28 protein-coding genes are annotated in these 25,404 nt (G+C 49.6%); all 28 read right to left on the bottom strand.

Annotated elements, in window-relative coordinates:
* Positions 1-11 precede the first annotated feature (11 nt).
* The 28 genes from AC3CB2_RS03555 to motA all read right to left on the bottom strand — a co-directional run bounded on the left by AC3CB2_RS03555 (position 12) and on the right by motA (position 25,383).
* The gene (locus AC3CB2_RS03555; RefSeq protein ID WP_488393236.1) at positions 12-1,187 is read right to left on the bottom strand and encodes a flagellar hook protein FlgE; all 1,176 of its coding nucleotides are present in this window, start codon (positions 1,185-1,187) and stop codon (positions 12-14) included.
* A 107-nt stretch (positions 1,188-1,294) separates the two neighbouring features.
* Positions 1,295-1,870 (bottom strand): transglycosylase SLT domain-containing protein, encoded by a 576-nt coding sequence (locus AC3CB2_RS03550; RefSeq protein ID WP_008552023.1) that lies wholly within the window; start codon positions 1,868-1,870, stop codon positions 1,295-1,297.
* On the bottom strand, positions 1,827-3,182 hold the full coding sequence (locus tag AC3CB2_RS03545) for a flagellar hook-length control protein FliK (protein ID WP_352930803.1): 1,356 nt from the start codon (positions 3,180-3,182) through the stop codon (positions 1,827-1,829). The genes AC3CB2_RS03550 and AC3CB2_RS03545 overlap by 44 nt, the downstream gene beginning before the upstream one ends.
* Entirely contained in the window at positions 3,182-4,420 is a 1,239-nt protein-coding gene (locus tag AC3CB2_RS03540) for a hypothetical protein (RefSeq protein WP_352930805.1), read from the bottom strand. Before AC3CB2_RS03540 ends, AC3CB2_RS03545 begins: the two co-directional genes overlap by 1 nt.
* On the bottom strand, positions 4,420-6,141 hold the full coding sequence (locus tag AC3CB2_RS03535; protein WP_352930807.1) for a flagellar motor protein MotB: 1,722 nt from the start codon (positions 6,139-6,141) through the stop codon (positions 4,420-4,422). The genes AC3CB2_RS03540 and AC3CB2_RS03535 overlap by 1 nt, the downstream gene beginning before the upstream one ends.
* 5 nt (positions 6,142-6,146) lie before the next feature.
* On the bottom strand, positions 6,147-6,779 hold the full coding sequence (locus tag AC3CB2_RS03530) for a FliH/SctL family protein (protein ID WP_054785320.1): 633 nt from the start codon (positions 6,777-6,779) through the stop codon (positions 6,147-6,149).
* Positions 6,776-8,464, bottom strand: a complete 1,689-nt coding sequence (fliF, locus tag AC3CB2_RS03525; RefSeq protein ID WP_352930809.1) for a flagellar basal-body MS-ring/collar protein FliF — start codon at positions 8,462-8,464, stop codon at positions 6,776-6,778. Before fliF ends, AC3CB2_RS03530 begins: the two co-directional genes overlap by 4 nt.
* A gap of 135 nt (positions 8,465-8,599) precedes the next feature.
* Positions 8,600-8,920 (bottom strand): hypothetical protein, encoded by a 321-nt coding sequence (locus tag AC3CB2_RS03520; protein WP_352930811.1) that lies wholly within the window; start codon positions 8,918-8,920, stop codon positions 8,600-8,602.
* A 211-nt stretch (positions 8,921-9,131) separates the two neighbouring features.
* Positions 9,132-10,307, bottom strand: a complete 1,176-nt coding sequence (locus AC3CB2_RS03515) for a flagellin N-terminal helical domain-containing protein (protein ID WP_352930813.1) — start codon at positions 10,305-10,307, stop codon at positions 9,132-9,134.
* 295 nt (positions 10,308-10,602) lie between these two features.
* Complete coding sequence (locus tag AC3CB2_RS03510; RefSeq protein WP_352930815.1) at positions 10,603-11,772, bottom strand: flagellin N-terminal helical domain-containing protein; 1,170 nt, start codon at positions 11,770-11,772, stop codon at positions 10,603-10,605.
* A 277-nt stretch (positions 11,773-12,049) separates the two neighbouring features.
* Complete coding sequence (locus AC3CB2_RS03505) at positions 12,050-13,231, bottom strand: flagellin N-terminal helical domain-containing protein (protein WP_352930817.1); 1,182 nt, start codon at positions 13,229-13,231, stop codon at positions 12,050-12,052.
* A gap of 191 nt (positions 13,232-13,422) precedes the next feature.
* Positions 13,423-14,178 carry a flagellar type III secretion system pore protein FliP gene (fliP, locus tag AC3CB2_RS03500; protein ID WP_352931754.1) on the bottom strand — a complete coding sequence of 252 codons (756 nt, stop codon included), beginning with the start codon at positions 14,176-14,178 and terminating at the stop codon, positions 13,423-13,425.
* Complete coding sequence (locus tag AC3CB2_RS03495; RefSeq protein WP_054785324.1) at positions 14,178-14,687, bottom strand: flagellar basal body-associated FliL family protein; 510 nt, start codon at positions 14,685-14,687, stop codon at positions 14,178-14,180. The genes fliP and AC3CB2_RS03495 overlap by 1 nt, the downstream gene beginning before the upstream one ends.
* A gap of 11 nt (positions 14,688-14,698) precedes the next feature.
* The gene (flgH, locus tag AC3CB2_RS03490; protein WP_352930819.1) at positions 14,699-15,409 is read right to left on the bottom strand and encodes a flagellar basal body L-ring protein FlgH; all 711 of its coding nucleotides are present in this window, start codon (positions 15,407-15,409) and stop codon (positions 14,699-14,701) included.
* Positions 15,406-15,957, bottom strand: a complete 552-nt coding sequence (locus tag AC3CB2_RS03485; RefSeq protein ID WP_352930821.1) for a MotE family protein — start codon at positions 15,955-15,957, stop codon at positions 15,406-15,408. Before AC3CB2_RS03485 ends, flgH begins: the two co-directional genes overlap by 4 nt.
* 78 nt (positions 15,958-16,035) lie before the next feature.
* Entirely contained in the window at positions 16,036-17,160 is a 1,125-nt protein-coding gene (gene flgI / locus AC3CB2_RS03480; RefSeq protein WP_352930823.1) for a flagellar basal body P-ring protein FlgI, read from the bottom strand.
* 4 nt (positions 17,161-17,164) lie between these two features.
* Positions 17,165-17,647, bottom strand: coding sequence for a flagellar basal body P-ring formation chaperone FlgA (gene flgA, locus AC3CB2_RS03475; RefSeq protein ID WP_352930825.1), 483 nt, complete (start codon positions 17,645-17,647; stop codon positions 17,165-17,167).
* 9 nt (positions 17,648-17,656) lie between these two features.
* Positions 17,657-18,445 carry a flagellar basal-body rod protein FlgG gene (gene flgG / locus AC3CB2_RS03470; RefSeq protein ID WP_014285234.1) on the bottom strand — a complete coding sequence of 263 codons (789 nt, stop codon included), beginning with the start codon at positions 18,443-18,445 and terminating at the stop codon, positions 17,657-17,659.
* Positions 18,446-18,468: 23 nt separating this feature from the next.
* Positions 18,469-18,825 carry a flagellar hook-basal body complex protein FliE gene (gene fliE, locus AC3CB2_RS03465; protein WP_352930827.1) on the bottom strand — a complete coding sequence of 119 codons (357 nt, stop codon included), beginning with the start codon at positions 18,823-18,825 and terminating at the stop codon, positions 18,469-18,471.
* Complete coding sequence (gene flgC / locus AC3CB2_RS03460) at positions 18,825-19,241, bottom strand: flagellar basal body rod protein FlgC (RefSeq protein ID WP_054785332.1); 417 nt, start codon at positions 19,239-19,241, stop codon at positions 18,825-18,827. The genes fliE and flgC overlap by 1 nt, the downstream gene beginning before the upstream one ends.
* Positions 19,242-19,249: 8 nt before the next feature.
* The gene (gene flgB, locus AC3CB2_RS03455; RefSeq protein WP_235861691.1) at positions 19,250-19,639 is read right to left on the bottom strand and encodes a flagellar basal body rod protein FlgB; all 390 of its coding nucleotides are present in this window, start codon (positions 19,637-19,639) and stop codon (positions 19,250-19,252) included.
* A gap of 155 nt (positions 19,640-19,794) precedes the next feature.
* Positions 19,795-20,244, bottom strand: coding sequence for a hypothetical protein (locus AC3CB2_RS03450; RefSeq protein ID WP_352930829.1), 450 nt, complete (start codon positions 20,242-20,244; stop codon positions 19,795-19,797).
* A 40-nt stretch (positions 20,245-20,284) separates the two neighbouring features.
* Positions 20,285-21,346 (bottom strand): flagellar biosynthesis protein FlhB, encoded by a 1,062-nt coding sequence (gene flhB / locus AC3CB2_RS03445; RefSeq protein ID WP_352930832.1) that lies wholly within the window; start codon positions 21,344-21,346, stop codon positions 20,285-20,287.
* 55 nt (positions 21,347-21,401) lie between these two features.
* A complete protein-coding gene (locus AC3CB2_RS03440) occupies positions 21,402-22,433 on the bottom strand; it encodes a flagellar motor switch protein FliG (protein WP_352930834.1) in 1,032 nt (343 codons plus the stop codon).
* A 50-nt stretch (positions 22,434-22,483) separates the two neighbouring features.
* Positions 22,484-22,828, bottom strand: a complete 345-nt coding sequence (gene fliN / locus AC3CB2_RS03435; RefSeq protein WP_371256390.1) for a flagellar motor switch protein FliN — start codon at positions 22,826-22,828, stop codon at positions 22,484-22,486.
* A 68-nt stretch (positions 22,829-22,896) separates the two neighbouring features.
* Entirely contained in the window at positions 22,897-23,553 is a 657-nt protein-coding gene (locus tag AC3CB2_RS03430; protein WP_352930836.1) for a hypothetical protein, read from the bottom strand.
* A complete protein-coding gene (locus tag AC3CB2_RS03425; protein ID WP_352930837.1) occupies positions 23,534-24,499 on the bottom strand; it encodes a flagellar motor switch protein FliM in 966 nt (321 codons plus the stop codon). Before AC3CB2_RS03425 ends, AC3CB2_RS03430 begins: the two co-directional genes overlap by 20 nt.
* Positions 24,499-25,383: a flagellar motor stator protein MotA gene (gene motA, locus AC3CB2_RS03420; RefSeq protein ID WP_008551824.1), complete on the bottom strand. Its 885-nt coding sequence runs from the start codon at positions 25,381-25,383 to the stop codon at positions 24,499-24,501. The genes AC3CB2_RS03425 and motA overlap by 1 nt, the downstream gene beginning before the upstream one ends.
* Between the last annotated feature and the right edge of the window lie 21 nt (positions 25,384-25,404).

The following is a 25,404-nucleotide window of genomic DNA, read 5'->3' as shown; positions in this document are numbered from 1 at the left end:
ACTTAGCGCCCTTAACGTAAGTTATTCAGCTCTTGAAGAAGCTCAGAACTTGCATTGAATACTTTCGTATTCGCGCTGTAGGTACGTTGCGCCTGAACCATTTCGGTCAACTCAGCAGCAAGGTCCACGTTAGACCCCTCAACCGCACCTGAGTAGAGAGAACCAAATCCATTATCTCCTGGAAAACCTACCGCTGGATCGCCGGAGGCATCTGTTGCGGCATAAACATTACCGCTTTTTGCCTGCAAGCCGTCAGGGTTAGAGAAGTTAACGATCTGAATTTGGTCAAGGAGCTTTTCAGCACTTCCCTCATAGACCCCAAATACCCGACCATCAGCTTCAATACGAATGGTCTTAATAGTTGAAGGCCCATAACCGTCCACATCAACCTTGTTGACGCTGAACTTATCGCCTGCAGTTACTGTCTTACTCAGATCAAGAGTCAGCGTCTCACCATTTGGCACGGTGAATGCCAGCTCATCAGGCGAACCAGTCTGAAGTGTACCATCACCATTAAAAACCAGATCAACGTTTGCCAGTTCAACTGGCGGAGTATCTTGATTGTAGGCCTGAACTTTCCAGGTTGAATCATCAACCGTACTACCGGTCATATTCTGACCGATTTTTGAGTAAACGAGATCGATCTTAACTACATTACCATTCTGATCATAAGCGCTGACCGATGTTTTGTAGTCAAAGTTTCCCGGGTAACTCGGAGCACCGGTACGTACGGGTGTACTAGACGCCAAATTCACACCAAGCTCACCCTCACTACTCGCCTGCCAGACAGGAGTATTGAGATCGACAGTTACCGGCGCACCGCCAGCAGACAGCAACTTGTAGCCACCTGAGTTCACCATTTGACCATTCTTGTCGAGAACGAAATCACCAGCGCGGGTGTAGTAAGTACTACCCTGAGAATCCTGAACCTGGAAGAAACCTTTACCGTTGATCGCCAAGTCTGTACCGCGAGAGGTAAAGTTGAAGGCACCTTGTTGGCGAACGGTCTGAACAACTGTTGTGTTCACGATACCGGATTCATGTCCGGACGTACCACCAGAGCCGACGAGGGAAGAGAATGCTGTTTTGTAGCGTTTGTAGCCTACGGTATTGGCGTTGGAGATATTGTCCGCGACAGTTGAGAGTTTGTTCGACTGCGCGTTCATACCTGACACGCTGGTATTCATAATTCCGTAGAGGCCCATGGTCTGCTCCTAGCTACATCAATTGCAAAATTAACTCATCGCAGTAAAGCTTGTTAATCTTGTCTGAGCCTGACCCGAAACCCGTTGAATTATTTACAAAATTTTAATGAGTTCGGCGTCCAGCGGCCATAGCCTGAAGCAACGATGTTCTTGATAACACGGCAGACATAGCGTTTTTGTGCGGGATTGTTGTTAGGCCCTGCATGGTATCTGGCGACTGCCATTGTCCAGCTTTTTTCACGCTGCTTCAGCTCGGAAAGGAACCTTGCTGCGTACCCCACATTCTGGGTGGGATCCAGCATTGCCTTGAGATCCTGAAACTTATCGAGGTGATAATAAATATTGATCTGCATGCAGCCAACATCAATCAGCTTTACGCCACGATTGCGGGATCTCTTGATTGCTGCAAGCGCTTCAGTTGCACTATCGGCAAAATAGGCTTTCCCCGCGATGTTCAGGGCATAAGGATGCAGGGAATTTTTGCGGCCAGTCTCAGTCAGACCAACCGCATACAGGATGCCAAGCGGCACGTCATATTTTTGTGCCGCGTGTTGCATTTGACGTTCGCAGAGCCGAATGGCAGTTTTCTTTCCGCTTGCATGAGCAGAAACTGCCAGAAGGCTACAGATAGATGCCGCTGCGAAGATCTTGAGTGTTCGCTTCATTCTGCCCTGTTCCGGCAAACTCTGCCTGAGGTTGCTCATCCCAGTTTTGCTGAGAACCGCCCTCACCTGCTTCACTGTCACTGTTGTTGCCACGACCAAAACGCTCCTGGTTTTGACCTGGCTGACGCATCTGATCAGACATCTCGTCTTTGAAGTTGACGGTGATGTTCTGAGTCTCAGTGCGATATCCAGCATCCTGAAGCACACGTGCCAAAGCCTGACGATCCCCTTTCAACATATCAGCAGCTTCCTGAGTGCTGGTGATAAGGGAAATTTCCAGCTCGCCACCGCGCATCTGAATATTCGCGCGGACTACACCGAGATTATCCGGGCGCAGTTGGATTTCGAGCGCCTTCATTGGCTTTGCAGCCTGTGCCTCAGCTGTTTGTGCCAGGACTTCCTGAGCCGCTTTGGCCGCTGATGCGGCAGCTGGAAGCTGCTTCGTCAGCACACTTGCAACCTGATGTGCTGGACGCCCCATATCAGCTGGTGGCAGATGCGTCTCAACACTCACAACTTTGACTTCGCCACCTGCAGCCTTACCAGCGCTCTGGTTCGCAGAGGCCTCAGGCTGAGCCGCTCCCTGCTTCAGAAGGAAATCAGCAGGTGTTTGCTTGTTGCCGACTGTGAGGCCATCATTCTTTGGCAAGTTGATCGCACCACTGCTGTCCAGCTTTGCAGATTGTATGCCTGACTTGATATCACTGTTAGCCGTCGCGCCCTGTTTAACAGCCTCAATGTCTGACTTAGATGCAGACGTTTGAACATCACCATTTAAAGCTTTTTGATCACGCGTCCCCAGTGCATTCAACACCTGTGCCATCGCACTTGTTTTGTCTACAGAGGCCGAACCTGAGGCATTCACAAGACCTGTGACCGCACTCATCTGCAGGCCGGCTTTTTGCTCAGCGGTCATGATTGCATTGGCCACAAGCTGTTTAGCTACCAACTCTTCAGTCGGATCCGGCAGATTTTCTCCACTTACGCCAGCGTCTTTCGCTCCATCCGGCATCTGAGCGACATTCTCACCAGCTGTGTTCGAACTTGCCTTCTTGATCAGCTCCTTCAACGCATCAGAGGCTTCGGTCTCTTCAGAACCAGTTGAAGCGTTTTTCTCGTCAGCGGCGCTTCCTTTCCGGTCATCAGCAGGATTGCGGCGTTCAGGAACTTTCCGGTCATCACGAACCTTATCGATGACCTTATCAAAACGCTCCTTGCCGTTATCATTATCGTTGCGGGCCGCATCCTTGCGCGCTTCTGCTGCGTCTTTCACAGGTGCACTACGATCAATGTTTGGAAGAGTGGTATTCATCAAAACTCGGCCTCTTTCAGTGCCTCATCGGCATCATTCAGTGCATCTTCGAACGGATTCAGAACGTCGACATTGTGAAGCTTGCTCTTCAGCCCAACTTTGGGGACATAAGGAACATATTCGGAAGCATCCGGCGTTTCTGGCTGCGGCCACTCCCGAATGGTGTTTGCCATTGCAATAGCGCTGATCTGAAGCAGTTGATTTTCGGGACTTAGATCTGTCGATTTCACATCAACCAAACCTGTGATCGCCTCTTCCCAATCTTCACCAGAAGCTTTTGCCGCAGATAGATAGAGTTTGGCTTCATTAATCTGCTCAGCGTTCTCGGAACCGTGCTCCAGAAAGGCTTCACTACCTTTGACCGCAAATGCAGTGTTGCCGCTGACCAAGGCTGCTTTTGCCAAACGAAGCAGGAGAATGTTCTGGGACTCGGCATCAAATTCTGAGACCAATTGAAAAACGCGGTCCCATTCATCTTCTTTCTTCAGGTACTCAGATCCACTGATCACATCGGCGACAGTATCGCGAAACTCAGATGCGAATACGGAGGTGCTGTACTGGAAGAGATAACGGCGAGACAGGCGCTCGAACTTTTGGGTATCTCCAAGCTCTGCAACCATAGGCGCTTGCCTGCGAAGCGCACTTTCTTCAACCAGTGTTCCTGGCATCATGAGGCGCGCGAGATCGAAATAGCGCTGCGCTCCAGCGGGATCGGTGTTTGAGATCAGAATTGCTTGTGCAAGTGCTACCTGCCCGGCAACCGCAACCGGAAGCGTGAGCGGGTCGACCTTCAGCAGCAGGTTCAGCGCCATCTGGCGGTTGCCCTGCGAGTAGGCCATCGCGCCTGCAAACAAATTTGGATCCGCATTGAACACAACGCCCTGAACTGCAAGCTCCTGAAATACAGATCCAGAACCACCACTGAGCATGAATGAGATTGCAGCGCGGGAATTCTTCTCTTGCTTCCACAACTCGCGATCCAACCGAAGGAAACGACGGCCGATGACAATAAGTGATGGCTGCAGGAGGTTGTACGCTTCAAGGTTACCCTTGATGATCTCATCCTGAAGGATCTGCAGTTCCAAAACCATCAGATCTGGGTCAGCTGTTGAAATCATCTGTGCTGATACAGGCTGCGGTGCCATTGCGAGAGGACCGGCAGCCACAAGCAAACCAGCAGAGAGCAAAGCTGATTTCAGAAGAGAAGTACCAGTACGTCTTGCAGTTCTCACTGGCATCAGGCCTGCCCTTTCATCAGCATAATTTCAATGCGACGGTTCTGTGGTGCGTATGGCTCTTCAACATCCTTCAAACGGCGATCAGCGTATCCTTCAATGCCAACGATACGATTTTCATCCAGCCCACCACGGACAAGCATGAAGTAAGCCATGTGTGCACGCGCAGTCGACAAACGCCAGTTATCATTGCGCTTGGACTTGAATGGACGTGCATCTGTGTGTCCGCGAATGACGATCTCACCGTTCTCTTCTTCCAGAACCTTGGCAATCTTTTCCATTGCCTTCACAACATCCGGATGCGGCTCTGAAGATCCAACTGCGAACATTCCGAAATCGTCATTGTCCATAATACGGATCAGTACGCCATCTCGGGAATGCGTGAACTCAATGCTTGCGCCAGTTTTAAGGCCATCCAGTGCAGCCCCGACGGAGTTTGCGATAGAGACGAGCTGTTTATCACCTTCGTCGTCTTCATCATCACCAGACTCCGCTCCCTGAGCTGCTTCTGTTGGTTTGGCTGCAGGGACCATTGGGAGAGTTTCAGGATCTGTCTGAGCAACTTCTATTGGTTCGGATACAGGCTCTGCCGGAGTTGGTTCTGCTTCGACAATCTCAATTTTCAGCGTTTCTTCGGTTTCTTCAACCAGCTCTGGAACGTCTTTTTCATCAACCTTCGCCGCAGCTTCACCTTTTTTCACCTCAGCAAAAACAAGGCGTGTCATCACGGCATCTTCACCTGCTTCATCAGCCTGGGTTTGAGTCAGCTGCTTCAGGATTTCTCCTTCAGCCAACTTCTCACCTTCGCCGTCAGGTGCATCACCAATCACGATAACTGAGCTCTCAGCAGATGCTTCACCTGCAACGGATGGCAGGACCTTACCGCCACGAGCTAGTTCAGAGGCTTCCTCAAGAACTTTAATCTGCTCAGCAGTCAGCTCATTCGCAGCTATACCCTCCTCCTTCTCGTGAAGGATGGGAATTTGCGCAAGAAGCGGAGCATTACCTGGCAGCTCATCTTCCTGCCAACCAGAAGGATCGAACGGATCTCGGAAACTAGTGCCATCCGCAAGGCCCTGACCGTCAGGGTCGCGGTTAGGAAGTGCGAAGAGAACTGGCGTCTTTGCCATCTTCAAAGCACCGATACCACCAGTGCCTGGAGACCCATCAGTCTCTACAGTTGCTTCCGCTTCAGCAGCAAGTGCTGCAAGAATAGCATATGGATTATCGAAGAGCTGCGCCTCGGTGTAGCGGGCTTCACGCTCATAATCACGATTGGACACACTGGTCGCTTTTGCACCGCCGTCTTCAGCATTGGCGCCAGCGAATGTGGAGTTCTCACCTGTATCGCGGTCTGAGATTGGCTCTGCTTTATCAGCTCCACCGCCGGAAGTCGGACCTTGTTTTTCAGTACCACCAGCACCGATTGGCTTACCGTTGTCGACACCCTCGTCACTATCAGTAGGAGATGGCGTTTCTTCCGGATCACGAATGCCTTTTGGGCTCGCGGTTGAATCAACCAGTTTGATCGGATTGAAGTAGCTTGCAATACCGCGCTGAGAGGCCTCGTCGGATGCATTGACCAACCACATGAGAAGAAAGAAGGCCATCATTGCTGTTGCAAAGTCAGCGTATGCAATCTTCCAAACACCTGATTTAGGTGTGGTGATCATGTCGCTGTTACGCCTGCGAACGATAATCAGTTCTTGTGGTTCCAACGCCATGGCTACTACTCTCCCAGCGTATTACGAAGCTCCTCGCACCATTCCGTCAAACCGGTTGAAAGAGTCATATCTGACACCTTCACCTCAAGATCAGTGCTGGAGTTTTCAGAAAATTTAATGGTGTTTGAAAGTTCACCAGTCTTCTTATTGAACAAATCAAAAAGGTGTTCCGGCCCTGACACATTGATCAGAATCTCCGGGGTCTCGGAAAGCTGACGACGCAGCACTTGCACGAGTGACGCTACCGCACGATTGCGCGCACTCTCTTCGATAAAAGGCACAAGAATTTCAGAGACCGTTTTTGAAAGACGATCTTCAATTTCTACGAGGGATTCCTGAAAAGCCAGTTTAAGCTTCTCACCCTCCCCCTCCTTAAAAGCCGTTTCGCGTGCAGCAAGCTCGACTTCCAGATCTTCCTTCATCTTCTTGATGCGCTCTTCGGCACCAGATTTTGCAGCCTCTTCGCCTTCAGAAAAGCCGTTTTCGTAAGCTTCGAATACGCGATTGACCCAGTCACCACCTTCTCCGTAGCCTTTCGGCAACATGGAGATAACTTCCTGCATATCCTGCAGGTCTTTAGTGGTAACGCCCGTATCCGTGGTAAAATCAGCTAGGAAGTCATTGATGCCGCGCGTCATACGGCACGCTCCTGATCATACATCCACTGTTTCAGAATGATTGCTGCCTGCATGTCATCCATCTCAACAGCGCGTTCCAGCTTGCGGAGATTATCGCGATTCACGACAGTGGCATCCACACTTTCACCGCCCAGACCATCTCCATTTGAGTAGTCTGGCAGCTGACCATCTTCGCCTTCGATCTCTCCATCACGCACTGCAGCACTGTTGGAATTCGCGCCAACCGGCAATCCTTCCTCGACGACTTCTGTTTTCGGAATAAGGAAGGCAACAGCAGGACGCAGGCCAAACCAGATGATCATCAGCGTTACAATGAGGATGGCACCAGCATTCACAACGGACCCCATATTGCGCATCAGCACATCTTGCCAGGTGCGCTCTGGGATAGCCGCCAATTGCTGACCGGCAAGAACGAAGTTTACGGCAGAAACAGAGACCTTATCGCCGCGCGCTGTATCAACACCAGCTGCAGTCGCGATGATTTCTTCAATTTCTTCAACCTTGGCAGTCAGGTCAGCAGCTTCACCCTCAACAACCGCATCGCCCTTTTGACCTTCAACACGGCGAGACATTTCCTCAACAAGGCGATCACGATTGACAAGAACCGCAATACTCATGCGCTCGATGCGATAGTCGTCAAAAATGGTTTCGACGGTACGAGAAGAAATCTCGTAGTTGGTCAACTCTTCGCGGCGCTCATTCTCTTCAGAGGATCGCTCACCAGACTGAGAAGACACAGCCTCTTCAGGCAAATTCTGCTCAACAGTTGTTGGATTTTCAAGGCTCGCATTTTGCGAGGTTGCGTTTTCACGCACAACACGGAAGGACCGCTCAACACGAGTTTCCGGATCATAGGAAGTCTCAGAAACGCGCTGATTGTCTGTATTGACAGATGCGGAGACACTGACTTCGAAATTATTGACACCGAGGTAAGGCGCCAAAGCCTGACGGATCGCATTTTCTTTGCGCGATGCCAGGTCAGATTCCAACATTGCCTTCCGGCCTGTCGACGCGCTCTGCGCATCTTCACCGGCCGCAAGCAACTGACCTTCAGTATCAAGAACAGTTACAGCCTCTGCTGTCAGACCTGGAACCGCTGCCGCAACCAGATAGCGAATGGACTGTGCGATGGAGTTGGTTTGAATACCTTCGGTGCGAATAAGAACAGATGCAGTCGGCTTTTGGTTTTCACGGCGGAACGTCGCCTTCTCAGGAAGTACTAGATGCACGCGCGCAGCTTTAACACCCTGCATACTTTGAACGGAACGCGCAACTTCACCTTCAAGGGCACGGATCTTGGTTACACTTTGCATGAAAGACGTCAGACCCAGGGAGCCCATCTCATCAAAGAGCTCATAACCTGCGCCGGACCCGCGCGGCAGTCCTTTTTCCGCCAGCAACATACGTGCACGCGCTGTTGCACCAACACCTACAGAAATAGCTGAGCCATCTGCACTTACATCAAATGGAATACCACTGGCCTGAAGCGCCATACCGATTTGAGTAACATCATCCCGTTCAAGGTTTGCGTAGAGCACTTCCTGCTCTGGACGGGACAAGAGATATGCTGCTGCGCCAATCGCAACAAACGTAAATAACCCAATAAATGCGAGCACTATCAGGCGCTTCGCACCTAACTCTGCCAGATTACTATAGATTTTTTCGGCGTTTTCACGAGCTGCCATTGCGACCTCTGCAGGTGTATCAATGGCGCTACCTTCGCTTTTCAACCTTGCGCGAACGTGATCAGGATTTACATTGATTGAAAATCCACGGTTTCTCAGCGACCTAAGGCGCTTTCGCTGAAAAACCAAAGCTGATTAGAGATAGACACCAGCATTCGAAATGCGCTGAATGCTCGGCAGGCCATTCACCGAGAGACCACAACTCTGTTGCTTAAGACGCTTACTCACACGATCCGCGGTTGCATTGATCGCAACAATAGTATTGGCGCCGCAGTCAATCTGGCGCAGCTGCCCTTCTTGTTCAAAGAGAACATCGCGCGCAAGAGCAACAACAGAACTCCAGAAGCGCTCATTGCCACGCAGAGCAAATGTCAAACCTTCGAGCTTCTTTTCTGACGCAAGCTCAGAGAGATCCAGATGCTCGATTTCCCGCTCCCCTACTCCAGGGATATTCAACTGATTACTCAACATCCGGCACCGCTTAACTCAATCCACCCAACACGAGATAAAGCTTAAGAAAGCTTATCTCAAATACTGGTATATTTTATCGAACTTGCGCTAACCTGACTTATTATAATTTTATCTAAATTTTTATCATAAATATAAATAAAGGCCCCGGCGATTAACCGGGGCCTTAAAGCTTCTAAGGTTCTCAGAGCTTTCCGAATTAACGGAACAGGCTGAGGATGTTCTGGGAACCAGAGTTTGCAATAGACAGAGCCTGAATACCAAGCTGCTGCTGGGTCTGAAGAGCCTGCAGACGAGTGGATTCAGCGTTCATGTCCGCATCAACGAGCTGACCGATACCACGATCAATAGCGTCAGATAGGTTGCTTGCAAATTCTTTCTGCATGTCTACACGAGCCTTAGCAGAACCAAGTTCGGTAGCCGCATCGGTGATTGCAGAAAGCTGGCCGTCAACAACATCGATGTAAGCTGCAAGAATGCCGTTATCTACTGCATTGTTGCCAAGCGTGGAAATGTCGAGTTCCAAGAATGACTCTGTACCACCAGTCAAGGCACCAAGTCTGGTAGCTACAGCAGCACCAACAGTTTGGGCTGCAGCGGCATCAAAGTTACCCTGAGTACCTGCACCCGTGCCTTCAGGAAGACCCTCAAAGGTTTTAATAATTGCAGCTTCAATCGCTTTACGCTGTATACCATCAACCGATGCAGGAGGACCGGCGGGCAAATCAACCTCTAACGAACCGATATCACCCATAGCCATATTAATGCCGCCGGTAGCACTAGTATCAACAGCCGTACCCATCAAATCTGAGGTCAAAATACCAGTGTTATCAGCTGCGGTTGCGCGCGTATCAACCAGAACGGTTGTACGTGTGTCAACAACGATGTTCTCGATCTGAGTGTTACCAGCAGCATCACGCGTAAAGGAACCAGCGATCTCTTTGTTCAGAGCGTCAGTTGCCATGTCCTGCTGCAGCCAGTTCTCACCGGAGAAGGTTGCAGAAGAAGCAATGGTTTCAAGCTGCTTCTGGAGCTGCTCAATATCAGCCTGGATCTTACCGCGGTCAACAGTACCGTTGGTAGCAGCAGTTAGCTTATCTTTGATCTGGCTAACGATATCAACTGTCTGGTCCATTGCAGTAAATGCAACGTCAACAGTCGCAGCACCAAGACCCAAGGAGTCTTTTACAGCAGAAAGAGCTGAGTTATCAGACTTCATGGTTGTTGCGATAGACCAGTAAGCCGCGTTGTCGGATGCATCAGCAACACGCATACCGGTAGAAATGCGGTTCTGTGTGGTTGCCATGCTATCATTGATACCACGAAGGGTGGTCAATGCGACCATTGCGGAGGAGTTGGTCAAAAGTGAAGACATAATACTTGCCCCTTAACAAAAAAGAATTGGGACATTCCGGATCAAATTGCCGGAGTTACAGAACTGCATCATGCACTTTGAATTTCAAAGCCTGTAACAGAAAATTAGATTGACTCACGAAACTTACGCCAAACTGATCGAACCATAAGATTTTATGAAATCCACGCAGAATATATCGATTATCAAATTACATCATCAGAAAGTGTTTAAAGTAACATTCCGTTACAGCAAATAGAAAAGGCCCCGGCGATTAACCGGGACCTTAAAGCTTCTAAGGCTCTCAGAGCTTTCCGAATTAACGGAACAGGCTGAGGATGTTCTGGGAACCAGAGTTTGCAATAGACAGAGCCTGAATACCAAGCTGCTGCTGGGTCTGAAGAGCCTGCAGACGAGTGGATTCAGCGTTCATGTCTGCATCAACAAGCTGACCGATACCACGATCAATTGCGTCAGACAGGTTGCTTGCAAATTCCTTCTGCATGTCTACACGAGCCTTAGCAGAACCAAGTTCAGTAGCCGCATCGGTGATCGCAGAAAGCTGACCGTCAACAACGTCGATGTAAGCTGCAAGAATGCCGTTATCTACAGCATTGTTGCCGAGACTTGAGATATCAAGATCCAAGAAGGAAATTGGATCGATAGTACCAGCTGTGGTAGAACCAGAAAGCGTCTCAAGTTTGGCAGCTACTTCTTCTGCAATAGTATCACCAGAAGCTAGGGCAACAGTCGCATCGAAAGTAGCCTTATCTGCATCAGAAAGCCCCTCATAGTGCTTCAAGATAGCAGCTTCCGTAGCCTTACGGATGATACCGTCCTCATCGCCAGCAGCAACGGTAACAGAGAGCGTGCTCATGTCACCAGCCGTTCCGTGTGCTACAATTGCATCACCACCATTAAGGTTCTGCGTTAGGATACCAGTGTTATCACCTGTCGTACGCGTATCAACCAGAACGGTTGTACGTGTGTCAACAACGATGTTCTCGATCTGAGTGTTACCAGCAGCATCACGCGTAAAGGAACCAGCGATCTCTTTGTTCAGAGCGTCAGTTGCCATGTCCTGCTGCAGCCAGTTCTCACCGGAGAAGGTTGCAGAAGACGCAATGGTTTCAAGCTGCTTCTGAAGCTGCTCGATATCAGCCTGGATCTTACCGCGGTCAACAGTGCCGTTGGTAGCAGCAGTCAGCTTATCTTTGATCTGGCTAACGATATCAACTGTCTGGTCCATTGCAGTAAATGCAACGTCAACAGTCGCAGCACCAAGACCCAGGGAGTCTTTTACAGCAGAAAGAGCTGAGTTATCAGACTTCATGGTTGTTGCGATAGACCAGTAAGCCGCGTTGTCGGATGCATCAGCAACACGCATACCGGTAGAAATGCGGTTCTGTGTCATTGCCATGCTGTCGTTGATACCACGAAGAGTGGTCAATGCGACCATTGCGGAGGAGTTAGTCAAAAGAGAAGACATAATATTTGTCCCTTAATTAGAAGAATTGGGACATTCCGGATCAAATTGCCGGAGTTACAGAGTTGCATCATGCACTTTGAATTTCAAAGCCTGTAACAGACTTCAAATCATGCTTCTCCAAACTTACGCGAACCTGACCACGATCTCAATTACTAGCATCCAACATAATCGCACTGAACTATAGTTAATATATAAATAAAACAATAAATTAGATTAAAAAAGGCCCCGGCGATTAACCGGGGCCTTAATGCTTCTAAGGTTCTCAGAGCTTTCCGAATTAACGGAACAGGCTGAGGATGTTCTGGGAACCAGAGTTTGCAATAGACAGAGCCTGAATACCAAGCTGCTGCTGGGTCTGAAGAGCCTGCAGACGAGTGGATTCAGCGTTCATGTCTGCATCAACAAGCTGACCGATACCACGATCAATTGCGTCAGACAGGTTGCTTGCAAATTCTTTCTGCATGTCTACACGAGCCTTAGCAGAACCAAGTTCAGTAGCCGCATCGGTGATCGCAGAAAGCTGACCGTCAACAACGTCGATGTAAGCTGCAAGAATGCCGTTATCTACAGCATTGTTACCAAGCTCGGAGATATCAACATCAAGGAATGAAATCGCTTCAAGCGTCGTTGCAGATGTACCAGACAGCGCTTCAAGACGATCAGTTACTTCAGCAGCAATTTCTGTCGCATTTTTATCAGCAATTGGGGTACCGGAGTCAGTGATACCAAAATCAGCCTTTGCTGCATCATCAAGCCCGTCATAATATTTAACAATCGCAGCTTCAACAGCTTTACGGAGAATACCATCTCCACCAGCGCCTGCAGGAACATCGAGAGAGTTGATATCACCTCGTGTCATTGCAAGGGTACCATGAGCATCGCCCATGAGGTTTTCTGTCAGAATACCAGTGTTATCAGCTGCGGTTGCGCGCGTATCAACCAGAACGGTTGTACGAGTGTCAACAACGATGTTCTCGATCTGTGTGTTGCCAGCAGCATCACGGGTAAAGGAACCAGCGATCTCTTTGTTCAGAGCGTCAGTTGCCATGTCCTGCTGCAGCCAGTTCTCACCGGAGAAGGTTGCAGAAGACGCAATGGTTTCAAGCTGCTTCTGAAGCTGCTCAATATCAGCCTGGATCTTACCGCGGTCAACAGTACCGTTGGTAGCAGCAGTCAGCTTATCTTTGATCTGGCTAACGATATCAACTGTCTGGTCCATTGCAGTAAATGCAACGTCAACAGTCGCAGCACCAAGACCCAGGGAGTCTTTTACAGCAGAAAGAGCTGAGTTATCAGACTTCATGGTTGTTGCGATAGACCAGTAAGCCGCGTTGTCGGATGCATCAGCAACACGCATACCGGTAGAAATGCGGTTCTGTGTCATTGCCATGCTGTCGTTGATACCACGAAGAGTGGTCAACGCGACCATTGCGGAGGAGTTAGTCAAAAGAGAAGACATAATATTTGTCCCTGAGTAAGAAGAATTGGGACATTCCGGATCAAATTGCCGGAGTTACAGAGTTGCATCATGCACTTTGAAGATCAAAGCCTGTAACAGATTACAAATCTTGCTTCTCCAAACTTACGCGAACCTGACTCTCGTAACTTAGCAAGAAAAAAGCCCCTCAAAGGGGCTCTTTATGCTTAACACTATGTAAACGACCTTATTAGCCCGCCGGTTAACAAGTACCATCCGTCGATCAGGACAAAGAACAGCACCTTGAAGGGGAGCGAGATCACCGTCGGTGGGAGCATCATCATGCCCATGGACATGGTTATTGTTGCAACGATCATGTCGATGACAACAAAGGGCAAAGCTATCAGGAAGCCTATTTCGAAACCACGGCGAAGTTCTGAGATCATGAAGGCTGGGATGAGGACACGGAGGTCCAACTCTTCCACTGGCGCATCTTTTTCGTAATTGAATGCACTGACAGCCAGATCGTCGAAGAGAACCAGATCTTTCTCGCGCACGTTATCCAACATAAAGCGCCGGAAAGGCTTCGTCATTTCCTCGTAGGCTACTTCCTCGGAGATCTCTTCCTTTATGAGTGGCTGAAGGCCGTTCTTCCAGGCGGCATCGAACGTTGGTGCCATGACGTAGAAGGTCATGAACAATGCCAGCGAGATGAGGATTATGTTTGCTGGTGTCGTTTGAAGCCCTATACCGGAACGCAAAAAAGACAGTGCCACGACGAAACGGGTAAAGCTCGTCACCATGATCAGGATACCTGGCGCCAAAGACAGCACCGTAAGGATCATGACGTATTGGATAATGCGACCGCTTGCGGATGCCTGCCCTGCTGGGAGCAAGTCACTTAGGCTGATTTCCTGCGCAGAGGCCGGAGCCACCCAAAACAACGCAAATAAACTCAAAAATCCCGTAAAAAACGCAAGATAACGCATCACTGAATCACCACGGATTCAAGTACGAGTTCTTTCACGAATTTTCCGCCACGCATCTTAGCGCGTTCATTGAGATCATCTCTCAGACGCAGCAGACCACGCGTGCCTTCCAGCTGACGAGGACCAAGCGTTCGCGCGTAGAGAAGCAGATCCTGCTCTACCTGTTTCACCAGAAGCGAATGGTCCTGCTCTTCGATGCCACGCTGCATAAGAACAACAGATGCTTCGATGCGGATCCAGTTCTTTGAAGAAGAAAGCAAGTTGGTCACGATCGGCTTCAAAGAAACAATCTGACTACTTTCGGTGTATTCCGGATTGATCAGAGCACCACTGTTGGCTTTCTGCTCTTCTAGATACTTGCTGTGAACCTGATCAACCAGCGTTGAACCGATCCCCATTCCACCAGCACCTGCAACAACAGTAACAACCGCTGCAGCTATCGCGACACTCACCCAAGAGTTCTCGGAGGTTGGCAACTGCGGCTTTGGCAACTGAGCTTTAATAGCCATCGGAGCCTCCCTTAGAACGGGCTAATGATATCAATAACTTGCTGACCAACGCTCGGCTGCTGCACTTCTGTCATGCGGCCTCGGCCTCCATAAGAAACGCGCGCCTCAGCGATTTTGTCGTACTGAATGGTATTGCGACCTGTAATATCTTCAGGACGAACGATACCTGCAACAGAGAGAACGCGAACTTCATAGTTCACCCGCACTTCCTGCTGGCCAGAAATGATCAAATTTCCGTTTCGAAGCACATTGGTCACAACCGCTGCGATTGATAGTTCGATCTCTTCACTCCGATCGATGGCACCTTCGCCTTTGCTAGCGGTAGCGCCAGTCCCAGAGACACTCAAATCTGCCTCGCCAGAGTCCACGCCGGCCCAGGAAAATGCACCTTTCAGACCAGTTGATCGAGAGGAATCGCGTTTGCGCTCGCTTGAGTTATCAAGCTTCGCTTTGTCTTTGATCTTGATTGCGACAGTCAGTACGTCGCCAACCTGTTTCGCACGCGGATCACGGAAGAAGTCTTGTTCTCCATCAGCCCAGAGGCCGTGGTACGCTCGATTACTACGTCCACTGCTCTTTGCAGGAGTTGCCGGAAGGCTTGCAACACTTGGCTGGAGCCCCTGCCCTAACGGCGTCAGATGCGGCTCCTTGCCGACGTTCTTCATGGCATTACAGCCAGTGAGCGTAATTGCGGCGAGAATGCATACCAAGGTGCGCTTCACTGTGAAACTCCCATATTCAGTTTGCCGGCTTTACGAGCTGTAAGTTCTGCCATCATGTCAGTCAGGTAAGCAGCACGCTCAGAAGAGAGTTCAGCGAGAACTGAACTTGCTTTACGCGCTTTCATCTGAAGAAGAATAGAAACAGCAGTCTCATCGTCCAGAGACGTCAATTGCAACGCGGCTGCGTCTGGGCGCATGTTTGCATAAATATCAACGACATGCCCTTCAGCTCTCTGCAGGATTTCATCCCGGCGCTGCACCCAACTGCGCAGCTCAGCAATTTTGGCATCGAGCTCAGTGATTTTGGCTTTCATCTGATGCTCAACATCAAAGAGCGCCCGCATCTGCCATGCAATCCGAGCATCCTTTGCCTGATCAGCGATTGCTTCACAATAGTTCTTCGCTTGCTCAATCGCAGCGCTCAGATCTTCTGTTTCAGTTTCAGCTGTTTGCGCGCTTGCTGTGGCAAGTGAAATACACAAACCAAGAGACACCGCTGCACACTTAAGGGGAAAGAACGTCTTCTTAGAGAGCTTTAAGAGAGGCATTACAACTCAGTTCCAATAGGTTTAGCGGTACATTGAAGCCACAAGCTTGCCCGTGGCTTATCCAAATGCCGTACGGTCTTACTTGACCACGAGAGTTGCCTGCAGAGCCCCTGCCTGCTTGATCGCCTGAAGGATTGCGATGATGCCGCTTGGCTTCAGACCTATGCGGTTCAAACCACGCACCAAAGTCTGCAAGTCGGTACCACCAATCAGCTGCAACTGACCATCTTCCTGCTGAATATCGATGTCCGTGCGTGGTACAACAGTGGTTTCACCTTGCTGAGCAAACGGATTAGGCTGAGACACTTCCGGACGCTCAGAGACACGAACCGTCAGATTGCCATGTGTAACCGCAACTGTTGAAATCCGAACGTTCTGACCAATAACAACGGTGCCTGTACGTTCATCGACAACAACACGAGCAGGCGTATCAGGCTGAACCATCAGACCTTCGATCTGAGATATAAATCGCACTGAACTAATGCCAGCTGGGCGCTGCACCTGAACAGATCTGTAATCAAGCTCACTTGCGAGCTTCAGGCCATAACGGTTCAGAGAAAATGCATTGATCGCATCAGTTACGCGCACAGCGGTTTTGAAGTCTGGATTTTTAAGTTCCAGAACCAACTGCGGCATAGAGGAGAAATAGTCCGGCAGGGTTTTCTCAATCAGAGCACCGTTTGGAACATTACCGGCAGTTGGTACGCCTTGCGTCAAACTGCCTGCATCACCCTCTGCAGCGAAACCAGAGACTGAAACAGAGCCCTGCGCTACTGCATACACGTTACCATCAGCACCCATCAAAGGCGTCACGAGCAATGTGCCACCCTGAAGCGACTTCGCGTCCCCCAAAGATCCCACAGAAACGTCAATACGAGCACCATTGCCGATGAATGGTGGTAGCTCAGCTGTTACGACAACGGCTGCTACATTTCGTGAACTCAAGTTCGCTTCACGAACATTCACGCCCATACGTTCCAACATGGATTGCAGGGACTGTTCAGTGAAAGGAGAGTTACGCATTGTATCGCCAGAGCCATTCAGGCCAATCACAATACCGTAGCCAACAAGCTGGTTTGAACGCATACCGCGCAGGTCAGCTATATCCTTGATACGAACGAGCGCGGATGCGCTGTCAAATGACAAAAACAATGCAAGAATAGCAAGGTACATTGCCCCCAGAGAACGGCCTACAGAACGCACGATTTTATTCTCCTTCAGCCAGCAAAGATCCGTCTTCTTGCACTTTGCCTAAAACACTTAAACCAGTATCAGGGTTACGCGCCCTGATGTTTGCACCAATTGCGCCGGATTCCTGCGCCTCAACAATAGCGCGGATTTCCAGCCCCTCTTCCTTAAACACAAGCAGAACAGAGGAACCGCGCTTTACAACAACCGGATCCTGAACTGCGTTTTTTGGGATAGGCTTTCCAGGGAAAAGAGTACGCCGCGCCTCCAGACCAACCACGTCTTGCATCCGACTAACAATCGAAAGCTGCGCAACAGACTTTTTGAAGAACCCGTGCTCACGAAGCATTCCTTCTTCGATCTTATCGCCCGGGTAGATCATCATGGCCGGCACAGGAAGCTTTACAACTTCGCGCCGACTTGCCGCTGATGCCGCTGTAATTACCAGCGGCACGCAGCATAATAGCAATGCCAGTTTAGAGAGGCGCTTTGAGGCAATCATGCTCAGGCCCTAGCGAATGCCCTTAGATACGGTTCCAGCCATATCATCGGCAGCCTGAATAACTTTGGAGTTCATCTCATAGCCGCGCTGTGCGCTGATCAGGCTAGTGATTTCCTTCACTGGATCAACGTTGGCACCTTCAAGGTAACCCTGACGGATTACGCCAAGAGGCCCCTCACCTGCGATACCAGTGTTTGGCGCACCAGAGGCTTCAGTTTCACGAAACAGATTGCCGCCGATTGCTTTCAAACCAGCGTCATTCACAAAACTCGTCAGGCTCAGCTGACCAATATTTGTCGCCGGGTTACCATCAGCGTAAGTTGCGAAAACTTCGCCACTTTCATTGACAGTCACCTTAACAGCTTCAATCGGAACCGTAATACCAGGCTGGACTTCATAACCATCGAGCGTGACAAGAGCACCCTCGCCATTCACGTTAAAAGCACCTGCACGAGTGAAAAGCGCCTCACCATCAGGACCTGTAATCTCAAACCAACCCTGACCGTCAATCGCAAGATCGAAAGCGTTATTGGTTTGCTGTAGAGCACCTTGTGCATGCAACTTACGGACAGCTGCAGTCTTCACACCCAAGCCCTGCTGAATACCTTCTGGAACTGGGGCTGCGCCGCCGCGGTTGGAAACACCAGCCGCACGATCCATTTGATATAGAAGATCAGAAAATTCTGCACGAGATGCCTTGAACGCAGTCGTATTCATGTTTGCGATGTTATTGGAAATAACTTCGAGGTTTTTCTGCTGAGCAGACATACCCGTCGCAGCGATAGCAAGAGCTTTCATGAGTAAAACCTTTTCTCAAACAATCAGATACTCATACGAGAGAATTCTTGATAGGCCTCAACAACCTTGTCACGCACAGCAACTGCGCTCTTCAAGGAAAGCTCTGCCTTCATTACAGCTTCAACCACCTTTTGAGCGGAAACTTCGCCGCGCACAGCAGCAACAGAAGTTGCTTCAGCAGTTTTCAGATCGCCTGCGGTTTCACGAACCACATCTGCCATTGTATCGGCAAAGCTACCCTGAACGCCTTGTGTCGCCTGAGTGCCCTGAGGACCACCAACCAGGTACTGACGGGTGCGAGCAGTAGAAGAAACGTCATTTACACCACTGGTAAACGTCGATACGCGAGATACTGTGCTCAACGCCGAAAGATCCGCCATTACCTACTCCTCAGCAAATCAATTGTACGGGTAATCATTTCTCTGGATTTCACCATCATCTGCAGACCAGCCTCATAAGAACGGGAGGCTTCACGCATGTCTGCAAGTTCAATCAGAGTATTAACGTTTGGATATTTTACGTTGCCGTTTTCATCAGCAGCTGGATGCGATGGATCAAACTCAACACGGTAATCACCTTTGTCCGAGCCGATATTTTTTACAGCAACAAGATTAGCTCCGAGCGCACGATCCACTTCACTTTTAAAAGTGATCGTCTTGCGCTGGTATGGGTTTGCACCTGGGGTATCGCCAGTTGACTGAACGTTCGCCAAGTTTTCAGAAACAATGCGCATGCGTTGCGACTGAACCCTCAAACCAGAGGAGGAAATTTTCAGAGAAGCTACAAGTGGATCAATCATAAAACTTATCTCCCTAAGCTGGACTTCATCAAACCGTAGAAGGACCCAACCAATTGGGTGTTAAGCGAGTGCTGCCTAGCGACCTCACCTGACTTAATCAGCTCTTGCTCAAGGGAAACGGAATTGTCGGAAACCGTCACCTGCCACGCTTCACCATCATTCACGCGAACACGACGAGAATTCGTTCCATCCTCACTAATGTGACCGGCTTGCGTTGCAGCCATCTGCATACTGGTTTTATCCAGGACATCCTTAAAAGGCTCGACATCCCTACTCGCAAAACCAGGAGTATCAACGTTCGCGATATTTTCGGAAATTGTTGACTGACGAACTGACAGCCAAGAATTTTGCCGCGAAACCAAACTAAAAAGATATACGGGCTCCAAAAATTCCACTCCACTACAAAAACTGCTCAAAGTGGATAGCAGTGCAATCTTGTCCGTAGCTGGTGGAATCAATATTTCCGAGAAAGGCAAAAAAGATATACTTAGTTAGTCAAGTATATCTTTTTATCTTAAAATTTTAACTTAATAAAACGTAAAAATTATATTTAGGAGTTTAAGCGCGCGTTTGAAAGCGCAGTTTCCAGCCGTTTTGTGTTCTCCTGCGGATCATCAGAAGGCTGATCAAAGGCGATAAATTTTACATCAACAGCTGAGTTTAATGCCAGTAAGAACAAGTGGAACATGACGCTGACACCGTCATTGGTGAACTTCATGTGCAGACAAACCGTCACGTCCCCGTTCCAGTTCAAATCAATGGAGGACGTCCCCGCATACATCAATGTTTCTGGCTTAAAATAAAGCTCGGTTGAGGACTCCAACAAATCAGTGAGATTTGCAGATTCATTGGAAAGGATATGACGAGCTAGCGACGACAAGTCACAAAGCCGCAGTTCAGCGGCAATCGGCTTCATCGCGTTTGCAATTAAGGCTTCCCGCAGGACATCTTCAGACTTTGCTGGCAAGTCATTATTCTTCAAAGTGGTCTTAATCGACAAAATTACCCTCGCAAGGCGAAAATGCGCTTCACCTAAGTGTTTAGCGCTTTAAATAAACATATGAAATAATTTCTGCTACCGCGCGATAATATTCTTCTGGAATACTCTGATCTATCTCTACGGCGGCATACAGTGAACGTGCCAATTGTCGATCCTCAACAACCGGAACATCATGAATATAGGCAAGCTCCTTGATTTTCAGGGCGATAATATCCTGCCCTTTTGCGACGACCCGCGGAGCTTGGTCACCATCACGCTCGTAATACAGCGCAACGGCGAAGTGGGTCGGGTTTGCAACAACAACTGTCGCATCCTGAACAGATGACATCATACGCTTACGCGCTCTGTCACGCGCGAGAGAACGTAAGCGAGCTTTGATCAGCGGATCACCTTCCGCCTGTTTAAACTCGTCCTTGAGCTCCTGATGCGACATACGCAAGTTCTTACGCCACTGGAAACGGGCGAGAACCAAATCGAAGCCAACCAGAAAAATGGTGGCTACACAGATACCGGAGAGCAACGTCATCGCCACAGACAAAATAAGCTGTGGCAGCTGAGTTGGATCGCTGTACATGGACGTTAACGCAACTGCTTGCTGCGATTTCAAAACCAACGTAGCAACAACGATGACCGTCACCAGTTTAAAGAGAGACTTCACAAACTCCATAGCGCCATTGACGCTGAAGAGTCTGCCAAATCCTTTCTTCAAAGAGATTTTGCTTAGCTTCGGTTCAATACGATCAAGCACAAGTCGCGGCGTGTTCTGCATAAAAGATGAAGCCAAGCCAAAGAAAATCAGAAGGGCCACAATTGGACCAAGAAACCAAATCAACTCGAACGCTACAGCAGACATCAACTGAAGAGGCTCCGCTGCACTGACAAAACTGATTTCGCCTGGGTTATCCAGAAACCATTTCAGAAATTGTACTAGCCCCTGCGCCTTATCGACAGCTATGAAGGACAGGATCAGCAGGAGACCCAGCATAGAGGCAAGCACAGAAGCTTCCTTGGAGACTGGGATGTTACCCTTCTCCAAGGCATCACGGACCTTTTTCTCCGTGGGTTCCTGGGTTTTGCTATCGGGATCCTGATCTTCAGACATGAAACCTGCCGCTTCTCAAGGTGGTCTGACAAATTTAAAAAGTCATGCCGAAGCTTTAGACGTAGACCTCTTCTCCACGCCCGATCTCAAGATCAATCTCACCCGCATTGGCTTTTTCCAGAGCAAGGTCAGTGATCGCTCTACGCGCATCCATAACTTCGCGCTGTGTCATAGGCTCGCCGGAAGCCAGATCGCTCTCAACGATACGGCGTGCACGGGAGGCCATACTTGCAAGGATAGCCTGACGGAATTCTGGGTTGGTGCCTTTAAGAGCTGCCGTAATGACTTCACTGGTGACATCATCAAAGATAGCAGTTCTGGTACGCAGATCCAGATTTTGGATATCATCGAAGGTGAAGAGCAGTGCATCAAGCTGTTCTGCAGATTTTGGCAGAGCCTCTCGCAGATTGCCCAATGTATCTTCAAGATCGTCGCGTTCCATTTTGTTAAGGATGTCAGCCATACGTACGTGCGCATCTGTACCCACAGTTCTCGCGAAGTTGACCATGAAGTCTTCGTGCAGCGTCTTCTGCACCTCCTCCATGACATCCTCAACGATTGGCTTCAGCGTCAACATACGACGGACGATCTGATTACGCTTTCTACGCGGAATCTGGGAAATCACACGCGCTGCGCCACTGGCAGAGATTTTGGAAAGAATAACTGCTGCCGTTTGCGGATGTTCTTTCTGCAAGTAGGTAGAAAGAACATGCTCCGAAATTTGCGAGACTTTGTCCCAAATCGAACGTTTGGAATAGCCCATAACGTCCGACATAATTTCTGCGACCTGGTCTTCTGGCAGAATGCCTTTCAGAAGGCTTTCCGCACCCTCCGCTGTGCCGAACAGGTTGACCCCGCCTGAGAACAACTCGATGAATTCTTCAATCAACTCATCGAGTTCACTGGCAGGAACTGTGCCCAGATCAGCTGCAGCCCGGATGATCATCCGCATTTCGTCATTATCGAAATGCTTCAGAACACGAGTTGCCTTGTCACTTCCCATAGCCAACAGCAAAGCTGCTGCTTTCTGATGGCCATTCTTTTTGGAAATGACGCTTCCCATTTCAGCTGGAACAACACTGTTCATTCTCTACGCGCCTCGGATACACATATAAATCAAGCACAGCTCAGGTGAGATCAGGCGTAGTTGCCTTTTGCACCTACGATCTCGGTCAGCGACACACCAAATCGGGAGTTATCATCTTCAACCACCACGATCTCGCCACGCGCCACGGTACGACCATTCACGACGATATCGACCGGCTCACCAACACGGTGATCAAGTGGGATTACCGCACCACGACCCAGCTTCAATAAGCTTGCCACTGGCATGGTCGCAGAGCCAAGAACCACCTGCATGTCGACAGGAATACCGAGAACTGCATCTAGGTTACGATCAACGTTTTCATCGCTGACGCCCTTCTCTGGCGCAGATGCCGCAGGCTGGGCTGACGCAGCCGGAGCTGCCATATCCATGTCCATCTCGGCCTCAGAAGCAGCTGCTTCCCACTGCAGTGCGAGGGCTTCATCACTCATTTCATTTGAGCTGCTCATTGCGGATCATTCTCCTTCTCAGGACTTTCGTCGTCCTTTACATTTACAGATCGGAATGTGGCGCTCTGGCCGAAAGAAACTTTTCTTACTCTGACGTTCTGATTATCAATTGCCGACACTGCAGTGTTTTCAGCTTTTTCTTCTGCAGCAGGCTTAGCCAACCCACCAGCGAGAAGCAGAGCTGCTGCATTTGAGGAAGCGCTTGAAACCGGCTTTTGCTTCTGCTTAGCGCGCGTGGCAGCTGGCTTTGCAGCGCGACCAGACCTACGCCCTCTGTCTCCACCTGGACGCGGCGGTGCATCATCCATACTGATACCGACTTCATCACTCTTCTTGCTCAGCCACTCAATGTGCTCCTGAAGTGCTTTCATTTCAGTCTGCGCCTGAAGGATCACACCAGAGATATCAACGGTCGCTTCACGCGCCTCATCAATACGCTGACCGAGATTGCTCAGAATCTCTTCGCCACGAACGCGGATTTCCTGCAAAGACAGACCGATATTATCCATCGCCTCTGAGGTCTGATCAAAAATCCGCTGATACTCCTCATGATAACTCGAAAGCCGTTTAAGCTGTCGGTACATCACAACGACGCGCCAAGTGGTGATCAAAAGAGCAAAAAGTAAAAATCCATCAATTAGATAAGATATCATCGAGAAGTTCCCCTTCCTGCTCGATCAACTCTTCGACGCGCACAGTGTAAGATCCTGCAACCTGCCCAAGGCGACAGTTAAACAATGGCTGACTATTACATTCGAGCTGAACGGCAGTTTTCGGCGTAGCATTAAGCTCAAGAACAAGTCCGACCTCGAACTGCGCAACCTCTTCCAGCGTCATACGCTGCTCTTCAAGGATCGCAGTGAGTTTGACTTCAGTCCGCTGCACTTCCTGCTGGAACTGCTTGGTCCAGCGTGTATCACGACCAGCTACCTCACCAGAAAGAACCTGCGTCAGATTTTCACGAAGCGGATTAAGGACTGACTGCGGAATAATGATGAAGATTTCGCCTTCACGACCAATGATCTCAGCCGTCATTTTTGCCAGCACGCAAGGATTGCTCTTACGACCCGTCTGCGCAAATTCCATACGGTTTTCGAGACGCTCAACTTTCAGAGACGTGTCCGCGATTGCCTCGAAAGCTGTCTCAAGCGCAGTCGCAGCTTCTTCAAACATGCGATAGGCGAGACGCTGCTCCACGTTGGTTAGAGTGCGATCTTCAAGAAATGGCTCCTCTTCCCCGTCTCCGCCGAGCAGAACCTCAACCATAGAAAAGATAAAGGTGCGATCAAAGCCAAGTAGAATGCGCGCATCCCACTCCTGAGCATGAAGAACGGCAACTACTGCACGATCCTCGTACTGCTCAAGCGCATCACCAATCCGCTCATTCGAAACGGACTGCACAGCCAGGTAAGGAGCTGTAGCCGCCATTTGTCGAAGCGTATCGATGTACTGTCGCGCCATACGGTCGAAGACCACATGAAGCATTGGAAGACGATCAACACCCAGACCTGCAGCATCCAGCAGACGGGAAGGCAAATCAACTTTGGCGTTTTGAGGGCTAATAACCTCATCACCTACATCCAGATCTTGCGGCTCCATCAACCTTCACTCCCAGCTGCGGACGTCACAGGACCAGCATTCATAGTTTCAGCTTCAACTTCATCAATTGTCGGACGATCATCAGCACCGATTGTCTTACGACCATGCTCAAGTGCAATCTGAGGCGCTGCACCGTTCATGAATGCGAGAAGCGTCTGCTTAACTTCAATGTAAAGACGGTAGCGCTGCTCACGGATAGATTTGATCTTCACCGCAATTGGACTAACGATGCCGTAGGATAGGAAAATGCCTAGGAACGTACCAACCAGAGCCGCACCAATCAGACTACCAAGAATCTCTGGCTCCTGATCAATAGCCCCCATCGCCTTCACAATACCCAACACAGCAGCAACAATACCGAGCGCAGGAAGTGTTTCAGCAGCAATACTGAGAGCCTGGTAAGGCTTCATCTCTTCACGACCAAGAGTATGCAACTCCTCATCCATCAGAGCTTCGATCTCATGCGGACGCACGTTACCAATAATAATGAGACGGAAGTAATCGCAAATAAAACTTGTTAGAGAGACGTTGGCAAGAACCCGCGGAAAACGCTGAAACAACTCAGATTCCGCCGGATTATCAATGATTTGCTCAACATCATTACGACCCTTTGCGCGAAGAGTTCGCATAAGCCCGTAAAGCACACTCAGCGTATCCAGATGATCACGCTTTTTCGGCTTTGCATTCATCAAAGCCTCATGAATACCGCGGCCGGTATCCTTAATCGTCTTAAAGGTATTAGCCACCACAAAGGTACCGAAGGCAGCTCCACCAACAATCAGCAGCTCAAAAGGTTGCCAAAGCACCTTCATATAGCCACCCATAGCAACATAACCACCAATTATTGATCCAATAACGATCACGAGGCCAACTAGAATATTCAATTTGCGCTCCACACACTTACC

It is taken from the genome of Pseudovibrio sp. SCP20 (genome assembly GCF_057774105.1).
The sequence above is the reverse complement of the archived record's forward strand: the minus strand, read 5'-3'. Positions and strand labels throughout refer to the sequence as shown.

Coding starts and splice junctions, on each gene's coding strand:
- AC3CB2_RS03555 (WP_488393236.1), bottom strand. CDS start 1,187: ATGAATACCAGCGTGTCAGGTATGAACGCGCAGTCGAACAAACTCTCA.
- AC3CB2_RS03550 (WP_008552023.1), bottom strand. CDS start 1,870: ATGAAGCGAACACTCAAGATCTTCGCAGCGGCATCTATCTGTAGCCTT.
- AC3CB2_RS03545 (WP_352930803.1), bottom strand. CDS start 3,182: ATGAATACCACTCTTCCAAACATTGATCGTAGTGCACCTGTGAAAGAC.
- AC3CB2_RS03540 (WP_352930805.1), bottom strand. CDS start 4,420: ATGCCAGTGAGAACTGCAAGACGTACTGGTACTTCTCTTCTGAAATCA.
- AC3CB2_RS03535 (WP_352930807.1), bottom strand. CDS start 6,141: ATGGCGTTGGAACCACAAGAACTGATTATCGTTCGCAGGCGTAACAGC.
- AC3CB2_RS03530 (WP_054785320.1), bottom strand. CDS start 6,779: ATGACGCGCGGCATCAATGACTTCCTAGCTGATTTTACCACGGATACG.
- fliF (WP_352930809.1), bottom strand. CDS start 8,464: ATGGCAGCTCGTGAAAACGCCGAAAAAATCTATAGTAATCTGGCAGAG.
- AC3CB2_RS03515 (WP_352930813.1), bottom strand. CDS start 10,307: ATGTCTTCACTTTTGACCAACTCCTCCGCAATGGTCGCATTGACCACC.
- AC3CB2_RS03510 (WP_352930815.1), bottom strand. CDS start 11,772: ATGTCTTCTCTTTTGACTAACTCCTCCGCAATGGTCGCATTGACCACT.
- AC3CB2_RS03505 (WP_352930817.1), bottom strand. CDS start 13,231: ATGTCTTCTCTTTTGACTAACTCCTCCGCAATGGTCGCGTTGACCACT.
- fliP (WP_352931754.1), bottom strand. CDS start 14,178: ATGCGTTATCTTGCGTTTTTTACGGGATTTTTGAGTTTATTTGCGTTG.
- AC3CB2_RS03495 (WP_054785324.1), bottom strand. CDS start 14,687: ATGGCTATTAAAGCTCAGTTGCCAAAGCCGCAGTTGCCAACCTCCGAG.
- AC3CB2_RS03485 (WP_352930821.1), bottom strand. CDS start 15,957: ATGCCTCTCTTAAAGCTCTCTAAGAAGACGTTCTTTCCCCTTAAGTGT.
- flgA (WP_352930825.1), bottom strand. CDS start 17,647: ATGATTGCCTCAAAGCGCCTCTCTAAACTGGCATTGCTATTATGCTGC.
- flgG (WP_014285234.1), bottom strand. CDS start 18,445: ATGAAAGCTCTTGCTATCGCTGCGACGGGTATGTCTGCTCAGCAGAAA.
- fliE (WP_352930827.1), bottom strand. CDS start 18,825: ATGGCGGATCTTTCGGCGTTGAGCACAGTATCTCGCGTATCGACGTTT.
- flhB (WP_352930832.1), bottom strand. CDS start 21,346: ATGTCTGAAGATCAGGATCCCGATAGCAAAACCCAGGAACCCACGGAG.
- AC3CB2_RS03440 (WP_352930834.1), bottom strand. CDS start 22,433: ATGAACAGTGTTGTTCCAGCTGAAATGGGAAGCGTCATTTCCAAAAAG.
- fliN (WP_371256390.1), bottom strand. CDS start 22,828: ATGGACATGGATATGGCAGCTCCGGCTGCGTCAGCCCAGCCTGCGGCA.
- AC3CB2_RS03430 (WP_352930836.1), bottom strand. CDS start 23,553: ATGATATCTTATCTAATTGATGGATTTTTACTTTTTGCTCTTTTGATC.
- AC3CB2_RS03425 (WP_352930837.1), bottom strand. CDS start 24,499: ATGGAGCCGCAAGATCTGGATGTAGGTGATGAGGTTATTAGCCCTCAA.